This window comes from Treponema sp. OMZ 803 (assembly GCF_024181165.1).
In the GTDB taxonomy this organism is placed as follows: domain Bacteria; phylum Spirochaetota; class Spirochaetia; order Treponematales; family Treponemataceae; genus Treponema.
The window spans coordinates 2,399,344-2,411,684 of sequence record NZ_CP051195.1; the positions used below are offsets into that span (position 1 = coordinate 2,399,344).

The window sequence follows — 12,341 nt, forward strand, 5'->3', positions numbered from 1 at the left end:
TAATATGCCATAACAAGAAGTTCAAAGCCGGCACGGGCTCAAGGTCTGTGCGGTTTAACTCATTGTTAGATGTACAAATCACTAAGCAGATTCTTTATTTACAATCAACAACCCCGACGCAAGCGTCGGGGCACAGTGCTCAACGTTTCGCACTGTGTATTCTATAAGGTGGTTGCAGTCGGCTTTAATACCCTTTGTTACGACGCAAGCGTCGGGGTATTAAACCCTCCGCACGAATAAAAACGTGCAGGTGTACAAAATCTTGATATTTCAAGCATTCTATAGATTGAAAATGATTCCATAAATAGGTTTCAATATAAAAAATAATATATGGAGAAAAATTCTACTCGCTTTTTCCTTTTTGCATTTTATTTAATTCGGCGATATAATTTAAACCAAAAACCTCAATCTCGTCTAATACTTTTCGAAACTGAGTTCCCAATTTACTCAAAGAGTATTCAACATGAGGCGGGACTTCGGCAAAGACTTTGCGGTCGATTAGTTTATCTCTTTCAAGCTGACGGAGCTGTCTTGTTAAAACAGTTCGAGTTGTTGTGGGCATTAATCTTTCGAGTTCATTAAACCTTTTGGTACCCGTGCTCAGATGATATAAAATTATAATCGCCCATTTTCCTTGCAATACTCTTTGAGTAGTAGCGAAGGGACACTTATCATACATCGACATTATAAGAACCCTCTCAAGTATTATTTTTGATACTATGTATTATAAATGTTCGTACTTACAAAATCAAGACTAAAGACTATAATGGTACTTAAAGAAGTGAGAAACTTCTAAATATTTACTGGAGGAATGTTATGAAACATGAAGTAATGAAGGTCTTTGCTGCTTATCGAGATGCATTGGAAAAGGGCGATTTTGCGGGAGCCTTTGCAACAATGTCTGACACTGTTGTATGGCACATGGGAGGCGAAAGTTCGCTTTCAGGTACGATTATGGGGAAACAAGCATTGGGAGAGCGTTTAGGAGAATTCGCAAAAAGGAGCGGCGGCACATTTAAAGTTATTACCAATTGGGCTGCGAGCAACGAGTGTTTTGTTGCTGCAAGTGTTGTTTCCATAGCGGAGAAAGGTACTGATAAGCTCAATGATCCGGGTATTGATCTATTCAAAATAGAAAATGGCAAGATACAAGAAGTATGGACTTTTGCCGAACAACAATCGGCAGAAGACACATTTTGGGGTTAAGTGTGTACGCTTTGATTCATATAGAATTTTTCTGTGTTATAGATCATTCATCATAGAAAAATAAATAAAGACATCTAACACCCGCTTCAACCTGCCATTACCTTTGCGGCAATGCAAGGAAAGGCTCATTTTGCCGAGCATGAGTTGATTGAGGCAGAGTAATGCGGCTATTATGGGAAGATAGAGCATGGGATGATTATTTATATTAGCAGGCACAGGACAAGAAAACACTGAAAAAATAAACGGGCTTATCAAAGATATTCAACGAAGTACTTTTGAGGGGATAGGTAAGCCGGAACCCCTAAAGAGAAATTTAAGCGGTATTAGGGCGCTCTACCCCAATCGGAATTTATTATGCCCCAAACGGGTATTGTTGAAGAATCACATAAAGAATGGGTAAAGACTATTTCTCTACTACGGAAAGTGTTATTTTATTGTAAGCGTTCTTTTTATCGTTCGGGTGCGGTTCCAAGCCTATCACTGTAATATCCTCCCGACCAGGTCCATAAACCCAAAAAATTCTTTCAGCCGCTGGTTTGTTATTTTCCACATAGGATTCCCAAACTTTCAGATCGTATCGTTTTGTAAGTGCCTCAATATCATGTGTACAAAGGCTTGGATACCTTGGGTCAGTAGAAAGTTTCTTAAAACAACTGACAAGTTTTTTAAATAATTCAATCTCTTTTTTACTTGCGCTTTTAGCTTTGATTTTTTGCTCTAAATTGTCCCAAAATTGTTTCATTTCAGGAATACCCATTCTGATGTTGAACATTATTCAATATCTGTATAAGAGGAGAGACTCAGAGGCGCTGATACATTGCCTGTTTTAAAATTATCCACACTGGAATCCAACATAGAAAGAGAATTCTGAGAAATTTGAAATGGTTTTGTTAATTCCCGAGGTTCCAACACAATTTTCCCATCTTCATATTCTTCAATATGAAAATATTCATAAATTGTATTGCGCAACGTAATTCTTTTCTTTGAGTCTACTTTTGCATTATATGATCTGATCGTTGCTGCCTGCATAGTATGCCTCCAAATAGTGGGATTTCCCACCTACACTATAAAATATAAGCCTAAAAAAAACAAGTCGCCGTTGACCCGTTCTATTCTGAAAGTAATATCCGCTATCTTGAAAATATTGTGCGTGATATAAAAGAAGGAAAGGCTCATTTTGCCGAACATGAGTTGATTGAGGTAGAGTAATGCGGCTATTATGGGAAGATAGAGCATGGAATGATTATTTACGTTGGCAGGCACAGGACAAGAAGACACTGAAAAAAAATAAACGGGCTTATCAAAGATATTCAGCGCAGTACTTTTGAGGGGATAGGTAAGCCGGAATCCCTAAAGGGAAATTTAAGCGGTATTAGGGAGCTCTACCTCAATCGGACTTTATTATGCCCCAAACAGGTATTGTTATATTTATCAATTAATTTGACAATAATCCCATCCTTCGAATCAGAGTACCATGGGGTATGTTTATGAAAAGCTCTGCAAAAAACAATCAATATATGCTATAATACCACCCGGAGGCAGCAAAATGTTTGCAATAACTGGGATTATTCAGGGAAATACCATTCTTACGGATTATCCTTCGCTTGAATATTATAATGGTAGAAAAGTAATAATAACCGTTTTGGAAGATGACAAGCCATATCATACCGTTTCTGATGAAAAACTTTTTGCAATTTCCGATTCTCTCATCGATCGGAATAAGCAAGCGTATCAGGAATTAGCTAAATGATTTTCTTTGAGTATGAACAAGTAGTAAAAATCCACAGGTCTCTTATCGAAAAGACAGGCGGTATGGATGGTATACGTGACGCGCAGCTCTTGGATTCAGCATTGAAAACACCATTTCAAACTTTTGGCGGGAACAATCTTTATCCTGATATTTTAGACAAGGCTTCGCAGCTGTGCTACTCTTTGATTGAGAATCACCCTTTTATAGATGGAAACAAAAGAATCGGCGTACATTTAATGTTGCTTTTTTTAAAGTTGAATAATATTGAAGTAAATTATTCACAACAAGAATTGGTTGATTTTGGTTTAGACATTGCTTCGGGAAAAATGTCTAAAAATGACATAAAAGGATGGATTATTGAGCATAGAAAATAATCAGCCTCCCCCGCAGCAACCCCGCATGCAGGACTGCGGAGGAAGAGTAATTCACAGCCTTATGCCTTTACAATAGGCACCCATAGCTCCATCATGTAATTCTTGCTGTACATATCCCCTTCCGAATATGCTTCAAAGTCGGGAGTACCGGCATGACAGTACCCTTGTTCGGGAAAGAAGGTTTCCATAACATACTTCCAGCCTTTGTGGATGCAGTCGGGAACGGGGCCTTTCAGCTGGACTACTGCGTATTCTGCTTCAGGGATGTGCATCACCGACAAGCCGAGTTCGGCAGCTTTTTGTTCGTCACGGCAATCATACGCCGCTGCATAGGTAAACGTTTTGCCGTCTTTTACCTCGGAACAGATGCCGAAGCTCCTGCCGTTTCCGAGTTTTGCAAGTTCTTCGTGCGAAGCTTTTTCAAAAAGGCTGTTCCAGACTTTCGGAAAATCACTGGTTAGATCCGCATCGACTTGAATGCCTGCAAGCGTAAATCCGCTCTTTTTTTCAATTTTGACTTCCATAGTTTGCCCTCCGTTGACGGTTAAAGATAATTTAATTGGAGCAAATGATTTAAACTCTTTTCCGTTTCGAACCGCACTCGGACTGACGCCGTGAAATTTCTTAAACGCAGCTGCAAAAGAATCAGGCGATTCATAGCCGTACGCCAATGCTATGTCGATAATCTTAGCATCGGTATTGCGCAAATCGGCGGCGGCTCGGCTGAGCTTTCTAAAACGGAGATATTCATTTAAAGGATACCCGACCAATATCGAAAAAATTCTGCTGAATAGCGGATAGGAATAACCGGAAATGCGCGCAATCTCCGCTTCATCACACCCTGTCTCAATAGTTCTTTCAATATAAGCCATCGTTCCGTTAAATGATTGAATGATATTCATCTTTTGCTCCAAAACCTACGGAGAGTATAATGCATATAAAAACAGCCGTCCCGATAGTTATCGTACAAAAAAAAGCGGCTGCGATGTGTCTTCTATATCATCATCAGCCGCAAAAATAAGTACAACGCACAGTAAAAAAGCTGCATAAAAAAAACAGGCGTTTCATACAATGTTTTTCATAAGTTATTGGTACTCCAAAACTTATGAAAAACATCATCTCGGATAGGCTTACGATTTTTAGCGGCGCCATCTTAGCGGCTGACAATCAACATTGTTTTTTAGCAGCGCCCTACACTTAAGCCCGAGTCTTACGCTCCTGCCTTTTTCATTTGTTCAAGGTTTTGCTTCATCGCTTTTTCGACTGCGCGGAGGATGTTTTCGTAGCCGGTGCAGCGGCAGAGGTGTCCGGAGATAAGCTTACGCAGCTCCTCCCGTGTATACAGCTTTCCGCTGCCGACAATTTCTACCGCCGTCAAAATAAGCCCGGGGGTACAGAAGCCGCATTGAACCGCCGCTTCATCGATAAAGGCCTGCTGTATCGGATTGAGTTCTCCGTTTTCGCCCTGTAAGCCTTCAACCGTCAAAATGCTCTTGCCGTCCGCCCATACTGCAAGGTAAATACAGCTGTCAACAGACACTCCATCCACCAACACGGTACAGGCGCCGCATTCTCCTACTTCACAGCCTTTTTTAACACTGGTTAACGCAAGTCTATTGCGAAGCGCGTCGGCAAGCGATTCCCGAACATCAACGGCAAGCTCGCGTTGCTTTCCGTTCACCTTCATACTAATAATTTTTAACATGCTTACGCCTCCTGCCGCTCGACAGCTTTCCGTAAAGATCGCACCGCTATTTGCTTGGCGGTATTAACTCTGAACGCTTTTGACGCGCGCCACGAGTCACGGGGATTGATATCCGTGAGAAGCACTTCCTGCAAGCCTTCATATAATGCATCGTTGATTTCTTTACCGGTCAAAAAAGCCTCGGTATTTTTACAGCGGAGCGGTACCGGAGCGGCAACACCGAAACACATACGCACTTCATCGATTTTTAAGGCGCCGTTTTCCCGTTTGGTTTTTACAAGGGAGGCGCAGCTCAAGTTCGCAATATCCATCGCATTACGCATCGCATACTTGATGTAATCGCCGGTAAAGCCTTCGTAGTCCTTCTTTTTAATGAGGAATGAGGTTACCAACTCGCCTTTTTGCAGCACAACTTTTCCGGCAGAGACGTAAAACTCCTGCACGGGAACCAACCGCACTCCGTCCGGGCCGGTAATTTCGACAACCGAGTTATAGCACTGCTGGCTCGGCGCGGTGTCGGCGCTCGTTACACCGTTGGAGATGTTCCCGCCTGCCGTTCCCATATTCCGTATTTGAGGCCCGCCGACCTGATCGGCCGCATAGCCGAGCATCGGTAAGTGCTTCTGCACGATGGGACTTCCGGTTAATTCGCTAAAGACCGTTAGCGGACGGATGCGGATAGTACCTTCCTCGTCTATGCTCACGCCGCGCAATTCGGGGATGCCGAAAATAGACACGACATTCCGTCCGGCAAGTTTACCTTCCCGCATTTGAATCAGCACGTCGGTGCCGCCGGCAAGGATAACCGGATTTTCGGTACGGACTAAGGCGCTTACGGCATCGGCGACGGATGTCGCTTGATAAAAACTTTCCATATCGTACATATTAGATCACCTCCTTCAGCAGCCCGCTCTCGCTGAACGCTTCAAAAAGCCGCTGAGGATTAAGCGGCAGCTTGTTAATGGCAACACCCGTCGCATGGAGCAGCGCATTGCGGATTGCCGGCGGCTGCGAAATAATCGGCGGTTCGCCCAGTGATTTATTCCCGAAGGGGCCGGTGGGGTCGGCATTTTCGATAAACAGCTCGTGTAAGTCGGGAAGATCCATCGCCGTCGGCAGCTTATAGTCCAAAAGGTTCCCGTTCAGCAGCTTGCCTTTATTATCGTAGAGCATCTGTTCGGCAGTTGCAGCGCCGAGTCCCATTCCCATGCCACCGTGTACCTGAGCCGCCGCCAGCTGCGGATTGATAAGCGTGCCGCTGTCGTGCAGGTTCAAAATATTCAATACCTTGATTTTGCCGACCGGGATATCAACTTCAATCTCAACAAAGGTTGCGCCGAACGAGAAGCAGTTATCGGTGCAATGAGAGGTTTCTTCTGCGCTGAGGTGATTGGATTCCTTCATACTATAGCAGCTTTCCATTGCGACCTCTTCCAAGGTGAGCCGCTCTTCACCGGTACTGCGAACAATAATTTTTTCATGCTGCAGATCAAGTTCATCGGCCTTCATATCGAGCATCCACGCCGCATAGTCTAATATTTTTCGTTTAAGCGATTCGGCAGTTTTTTTAATCGCCTTACCGCTCACGTATGTTTGACGAGAAGCATAAGCCGCACTGTCGTACGGGCTGACATCGGTATCCTGTTCGGAAAAAATATAGACCTTATCCATCGGCAGCGAGAGCACTTCGGCAGCCATCTGGCAGAACACCGTATCGGCGCCCTGCCCTATTTCCGTCGCCCCCATCTGAATTTGAATACTGCCGTCCTGATTGAGCACAATACGGGCGGAGGCGGTTTCGAGCGAGATGGGGTAAACGCCGGTTTTGTAGTTAAAGCAGGCAACTCCGACACCGCGGCGCACCGGCCCTGTTTGATTCGCATACTTTTTCCGCAGCTCATCCCAGTGGAACACCTCGCGGCCTTTCTGCAAGCATTGATACAGCCCGTCCGAGTTTGCTCTAATCTTTGTAACGGGATCTTCGTACCCTTCCCGCATACAGTTCTTGAGCCGCAAATCAACAGGATCCATATTCAGTTTGAGCGCCATATCATCCATAAAAGATTCAAGGGCAAAATCCGCTTGCGGAATCCCATACGCGCGCATAGCCCCTGCGGTAATATGATTGGTAAACACGGAATACGCTTCGGAAATAACGCCCTTTTCTGCCGAATAGAGCTGCTTAAACTCGTTGGCGGCATTCGCGGTAATGGCGTGTCCGTGTGAAGCGTAACCGCCCTTTGTCGAATAGCAGAGCATTTTGCGCGAAATGAACCTGCCGTCCGACTTCCGCACTGTTGTCTTCATGTGAAATTCCATTGCATGGCGCGTGCGGGTACACATAAAGGTTTCTTCCCGCGAAACGGACAGCTGTACGCACCGTCCGCCGACCACCGTACAAAGGTAGGCATTCAGCGGTTCATACAGGATATCCTGCTTGTTGCCGAAGCCGCCGCCGATATACGGCTTGATAACCCGTATCTTTCCCCAGTCGATACCGAGCGCCTGTCCGCACACACGGCGGCAAATGTGAGGCAGCTGCGTGGAAGACACCACGATAATCTTTCCGCCCTTCATATAGGCATACGAGCCGGGATTTTCGATATGGCAGTGCGAAATCGGAGATACGGCATAATCGCCTTCAAACATGACCGTATCGGGATCATCCGGCGTTTCCTCATACTCGCCCACGCTAAACACCGTATGCTTCAGCACGTTGCCCGGGAACGCTTCGTGTAAAACGGTTGCTTCGGGGGACATCGCTTGATGCACATCCAGAATAGGAGGATATTCTTCATATTCAACGGTGATAGCCTTTAACGCGCGTTCGGCGGCCACATTATCTTCCGCAATAACGGCAGCAATATCATCCCCGTAAAAGCGTACTCTTTTGTTGAGCAGCTTGCGGTCTGCAATATCCTGATGTGCCTCCTCGGTAGACCACGGGTGCCCCGCTGTCGGGAAACAAATGTCCGGCACATCGAAACAGGTAACAATCTTAACCACACCGGGAATTTTTTCCGCAGCGCTCGTATCGATTTTTTTTACCAGGCCGTTCGCAATGGTGCTGTGCAATACCTTTGCGACTAAAAAATCACTGTGAAAATAATCGTCAACATACTTTGCCCTGCCGGTTACCTTATCGTAAGCATCGACACGGGGCACCGCTTTTCCAACTATCATTTTTACCTCCCTATATAAATTGAAATTTTACTACATCAAACAAACCGGAATCCGTCAATTTTAATTCGGGGATAACCGGCAGCGCAAGGAACGACAAACCGATCAGCGGTTCAACTTCGGGGTATACGCCGATAGTATGCGCTTTCTCGGCCGCATCGTGAATACAGTCGGCGAGCTGCACCGGTTCCATAGCACTCATCAAACCGGCAATCGGCAATGCAAACTTGCTGAGCAGCGTGCCGTTTTGTACAACAGCCACGCCGCCTTTCATATCGATTACTTCTTCAACGGCACGGTGCATATCGGCCGCATTGGAACCGGCTACGATGATATTGTGCGAATCATGCCCGATACTCGATGCGATGGCTCCGTTCGACACTCCATAACCGTGCAGCAACGCGCGGCCGATATTGCCGGTGTTCTTGTGCCGCTCCAGCACCGCCAAATAACAGAGCTTGCCTTCTTTGAGCATCTCGGCGCATTCCTGCCGCGGAAACACCAAATGTTTCGTAAAAAGGGTTCCCCGCTGCATTCCGATAACATGGAAATTATCGGAACCCGACGGCATAAAATGGTCGGCGCTAAAGACACTCCGAGACACGGGAACAACATGAACACTGTCGGTAATCCGTTGAATGGAGAACGAAGACGGTTCCTCTGCCGCCGTCGATTCCGTTTCTTGCGCCATAGGAACGGAAGAAACTTCGATACCAGCCTTATACACCGAATTGATTGAAAAGTCCGTTATATTATCAAACACGACAATATCCGCATAGTGACGCGGAGCGATAGCCCCTCTGCCGCTCAAACCGTAACACTGCGCCGCATGAAAGCTCGCCATACACAGCGCATCTTCCGGCGATAATCCGAGCGACACCGCTTTGCGTACATTATTATTGATGTGTCCGTTCGCTAAAATATCACTCATTTTTTTATCATCGGTACAGAACGCAAAGCGGCTCGTATCGGTTTTATGCTCCAGCATACCGCGTACGATAGGTTCCAAATCTTGAGCGGAAGATCCTTCGCGTATCAGGATGTACATTCCCTGCTGCAATTTTTCAAATGCTTCATCATAGGAAGCACATTCGTGATCGGTACGGATACCGGCGGCGCAGTATGCCTGTAAGTCGCGGCCGCGCACGCACGGCGCATGACCGTCGCATATCTTTTTCTTTTCCCGAGCCGCGGATATCTTTTTCAATACGGCTTCATCCCCACAGATGACTGCAGGATAATTCATCATCTCGCCGAGGCCGAGTACGTTCGGCTCATCTAACAGTTTTTCTATATCGTACACGGTAATCGCGCCGCCGGTGTGTTCAAAATCGGTAGCGGGCACGCAGGAAGGAATCATAAAATAGATGGAAACAAGCGGCTGGTTCGTACCGGCAAACACCGCCTTCCGCGCATCCTCCAGCATATAGAGAATACCGTCAACGCCTGCGACGTTGGCAATTTCGTGCGGGTCGGCAATAACGGCGGTAGTACCGCAACGGAGCGCCTGCCGGGCAAAATTCCGCGGAGATGCCATCGTGGACTCAATGTGTAGGTGCGCATCGATAAGCCCCGGACACACGAACTTGCCGGTTAAATCTTTTTCTACAACGCCTTCGTACTGTCCGACTCCGGCAATATAGCCGTCCGCTATCGCAACATCCTGTTTAATAAACTCTTTGGTAAATACATTAAGCACAAAAGCGTTTTTTAACACCAGATCGGCTTTTACCCGCCCTGCCGCAATATCGATAAACCTTTTTTCATCCATAGTTATATCTCCTCCCGTTTATCCCATACGCAACGGCCTTGTACGAATTTTGCAACCATGTTGTGCCGTTCCGCCAAATAGAGCGCACGTTCCAGCCGTTGCTCAACGGAAAAATCGGTACACGCACTCAACTGCGTATCATCGATCACTACTGCGTCAAACCAGAAGTTTTTTTCAAAGCTGCCGGTATCGCCGAAGAAGGAACCGCCGCCTTTCGTTCCAAGGTATAAGGCCTCCGATACGGAAAGCGCACGCTCTCCTTCATAAAAATACCGCCGCATTTTTGAAACTTGAAGCGCCGACATCATCGCCTTAAAAAGAGATAGTTGAGAACCGGCAGCCACATCTGAGCCGAGCCCGATATGAACGCCCGCATCCAAAAGACGCGCGATCGGGGCAATGCCGCTGGTTAAATTGATATTCGATTCGGGACAATGTGCAATGTACGTGCCGCGCCGAATCAGCAATTCTATTTCTTCGTCGGTAGGATGCACACAATGAGCGAGGATGGTTTTATCGGTTAAAAGGCCGTAGCGGTCGTACACTTCGGCATAGTTTTTGCATTCGGGATGAAGTTCCTTCACCCATGCGATTTCTTTTTTATTTTCCGAAAGATGGCTCTGTATAGGCAAGTGCCGGGCTGCTGCCAGCTTGCCGAGATTATCCATTAAAGCGGGCGTACACGAAGGTACAAAGCGAGGCGTTATAATAGGAGCAACGGTATCATCATTTTTAAATGAATCAACAAAGGCTTGGGTCGCCGCAAAAGAGGACTCTGCCGTTTCGCATAAATAGTCGGGCGCATTCCGATCCATATTCACCTTACCGACGAGGCACGGCATCTTTTTAGCTTTCAGCAAGTCTGCCAACACAAGATTACCGCTGTTATGAATGGTACCGAAAATGACCGCGCGGCAGGACGGACTTGCTTCAAGATCATCGGTGAAAAGCCGATAGCTCTGCAAAGCGTAATCAGCATCGGCATATTTCGCTTCTTCGGGAAAGGTATAGGTATTCAGCCAATCGATGAGTTCAAGCTCCATCCCCATTCCGCGGAATGCATACTGCGGCGCATGAACGTGTAAGTCAACGCAGGCGGGGACAATCAGCATACCGGAAAAATCAAAACAGGGAACACGTTCCCATTGACCTTCCGGCAATGCGGTAACAAAATCGATTATTCTTCCGTTTTCGCACAGCGCATACGCATTCGGATGCGCTACAAGACGGTCTTTTGTTACTGCCGATACAAAATCGCCTTTTACGACAAACTGTGTCTGACTCATACTGCAATACCCTTGTACCAGTATAGCACGGTTCACCGCAAAAACAAGCAAAAAAACGCAAAAAACTAATTTTTTTTTAGGATATCTCACAATATGTAAGGATTAGTGAAGGAATTAAAAAGAAAAAGATAAAAAAGCCAACTCTCGGACTTGAACCGAGTACCTGCACGTTACGGCTTGGTTATTTTTGCGTTTAACAAAGTCGATTAAATTTGTCCGTTGTTGACGGCATCCATTAAGAAATCATTTACCTTTGTTTGCCAACCTTTTCCCATTGCTCTAAAGTGGTCAATAAGATATTTGCTCAATCTGATTGATACTTGCTCTCTTTTTGGCTTGAAGTATTCAGGGTATCGAGGCTTAAAACCGGAAAAGTCCGTAATTTCAGGAATATCCGATAAATCAATGTTCTTACGGAGTTCCGCCACTCTTTCAGCAGTTAAAGTTTTTTCTTTGCTCATAATAAAAAGCCTCCTCCTTTTTTGTTGCCAGACGTGAAGAAATAAGCCTTGTTCTATCACGTTCCGTATACACAATCGTGATTATTACAAAACCGTTCAAACTCCCAATCCCTATTAGTCTTTCTTCCTCAAGTGTTGAATGTTCAATATCAATCTTTTCGATAAAGTATGGATCATTAAACACTTCAAGAATTGCATCAAATGAAAGACCGTGTTTTTTGATGTTTATCTCATTCTTGTTACTGTCCCATTCAAATTTTCCGTGAACAACCATCATAAAAACACCTCTTTTGATATGTCTATATTGTATTTCTTTTATGTATTTCTATCAAGGTATGCATAGTAACAAAAAAAGCAGTATACTAATCTACCACGGTACAGTCACTTGTCTGGTTATTTTAAAATCTAAATCAACACCCCCGATGCAGAGCATTGCCGAGGAACGGCGGGTATTAAACCTTTCGCACGAATAAAAGTCTTTTTTCTTTGTTTGGGATTGAAAAAGGATATGAGACAGCCATAGTAAAGACTTTTATCGCAGATACTGAAAGCGAACATGTATTGGTTTTATGTACCGGGGCATAGCATAATCTTTAATATTGTCGTCC

At 45.3% G+C, this 12,341-nt stretch carries 14 protein-coding genes and 2 pseudogenes; 5 read left to right on the top strand and 11 right to left on the bottom strand.

Annotated features, from left to right (window positions below):
• Positions 1–343 precede the first annotated feature (343 nt).
• Entirely contained in the window at positions 344–685 is a 342-nt protein-coding gene (locus ABH09_RS10855) for a winged helix-turn-helix transcriptional regulator (protein ID WP_253714440.1), read from the bottom strand.
• 131 nt (positions 686–816) lie between these two features.
• On the opposite strand from ABH09_RS10855, the gene ABH09_RS10860 reads away from it, so the two are divergent.
• Positions 817–1,206 (top strand): nuclear transport factor 2 family protein, encoded by a 390-nt coding sequence (locus ABH09_RS10860; RefSeq protein WP_253714441.1) that lies wholly within the window; start codon positions 817–819, stop codon positions 1,204–1,206.
• 161 nt (positions 1,207–1,367) lie between these two features.
• Positions 1,368–1,606, top strand: a pseudogene (locus ABH09_RS10865) (type II toxin-antitoxin system YoeB family toxin).
• Between the two features lie 3 nt (positions 1,607–1,609).
• Here ABH09_RS10865 and ABH09_RS10870 read toward each other — a convergent pair.
• Positions 1,610–1,978: a hypothetical protein gene (locus tag ABH09_RS10870; RefSeq protein ID WP_371922112.1), complete on the bottom strand. Its 369-nt coding sequence runs from the start codon at positions 1,976–1,978 to the stop codon at positions 1,610–1,612.
• Positions 1,978–2,235 carry a hypothetical protein gene (locus ABH09_RS10875; protein WP_253714443.1) on the bottom strand — a complete coding sequence of 86 codons (258 nt, stop codon included), beginning with the start codon at positions 2,233–2,235 and terminating at the stop codon, positions 1,978–1,980. Before ABH09_RS10875 ends, ABH09_RS10870 begins: the two co-directional genes overlap by 1 nt.
• A 179-nt stretch (positions 2,236–2,414) precedes the next feature.
• Here ABH09_RS10875 and ABH09_RS12915 point away from each other — a divergent pair.
• The 3 genes and pseudogenes from ABH09_RS12915 (at position 2,415) to ABH09_RS10890 (ending at position 3,330) form a co-directional block, all read left to right on the top strand.
• Positions 2,415–2,697 (top strand): annotated as a pseudogene (locus ABH09_RS12915) (Txe/YoeB family addiction module toxin).
• A 55-nt stretch (positions 2,698–2,752) separates the two neighbouring features.
• A complete protein-coding gene (locus ABH09_RS10885) occupies positions 2,753–2,956 on the top strand; it encodes a hypothetical protein (RefSeq protein ID WP_253714444.1) in 204 nt (67 codons plus the stop codon).
• Positions 2,953–3,330 carry a type II toxin-antitoxin system death-on-curing family toxin gene (locus ABH09_RS10890; RefSeq protein WP_253714445.1) on the top strand — a complete coding sequence of 126 codons (378 nt, stop codon included), beginning with the start codon at positions 2,953–2,955 and terminating at the stop codon, positions 3,328–3,330. Before ABH09_RS10885 ends, ABH09_RS10890 begins: the two co-directional genes overlap by 4 nt.
• 59 nt (positions 3,331–3,389) lie before the next feature.
• Here the strand turns inward: ABH09_RS10890 and ABH09_RS10895 are convergent, their stop codons facing one another.
• From ABH09_RS10895 to ABH09_RS10930, 8 genes are all read right to left on the bottom strand, one after another.
• Complete coding sequence (locus ABH09_RS10895) at positions 3,390–4,232, bottom strand: AraC family transcriptional regulator (RefSeq protein WP_253714446.1); 843 nt, start codon at positions 4,230–4,232, stop codon at positions 3,390–3,392.
• A 308-nt stretch (positions 4,233–4,540) separates the two neighbouring features.
• Positions 4,541–5,035, bottom strand: coding sequence for a xanthine dehydrogenase subunit XdhC (gene xdhC / locus ABH09_RS10900; protein ID WP_253714447.1), 495 nt, complete (start codon positions 5,033–5,035; stop codon positions 4,541–4,543).
• A gap of 2 nt (positions 5,036–5,037) precedes the next feature.
• A complete protein-coding gene (xdhB, locus tag ABH09_RS10905) occupies positions 5,038–5,919 on the bottom strand; it encodes a xanthine dehydrogenase subunit XdhB (protein ID WP_253714448.1) in 882 nt (293 codons plus the stop codon).
• Between the two features lies 1 nt (position 5,920).
• The gene (xdhA, locus tag ABH09_RS10910; protein WP_253714449.1) at positions 5,921–8,218 is read right to left on the bottom strand and encodes a xanthine dehydrogenase subunit XdhA; all 2,298 of its coding nucleotides are present in this window, start codon (positions 8,216–8,218) and stop codon (positions 5,921–5,923) included.
• Positions 8,219–8,228: 10 nt separating this feature from the next.
• Entirely contained in the window at positions 8,229–9,986 is a 1,758-nt protein-coding gene (gene ade / locus ABH09_RS10915) for an adenine deaminase (protein WP_253714450.1), read from the bottom strand.
• A gap of 2 nt (positions 9,987–9,988) precedes the next feature.
• Positions 9,989–11,272: an amidohydrolase family protein gene (locus ABH09_RS10920; RefSeq protein ID WP_253714451.1), complete on the bottom strand. Its 1,284-nt coding sequence runs from the start codon at positions 11,270–11,272 to the stop codon at positions 9,989–9,991.
• 206 nt (positions 11,273–11,478) lie between these two features.
• Positions 11,479–11,733, bottom strand: a complete 255-nt coding sequence (locus ABH09_RS10925; RefSeq protein WP_016523208.1) for a BrnA antitoxin family protein — start codon at positions 11,731–11,733, stop codon at positions 11,479–11,481.
• Complete coding sequence (locus ABH09_RS10930) at positions 11,705–12,010, bottom strand: BrnT family toxin (protein ID WP_016523207.1); 306 nt, start codon at positions 12,008–12,010, stop codon at positions 11,705–11,707. The genes ABH09_RS10925 and ABH09_RS10930 overlap by 29 nt, the downstream gene beginning before the upstream one ends.
• Positions 12,011–12,341 lie beyond the last annotated feature (331 nt).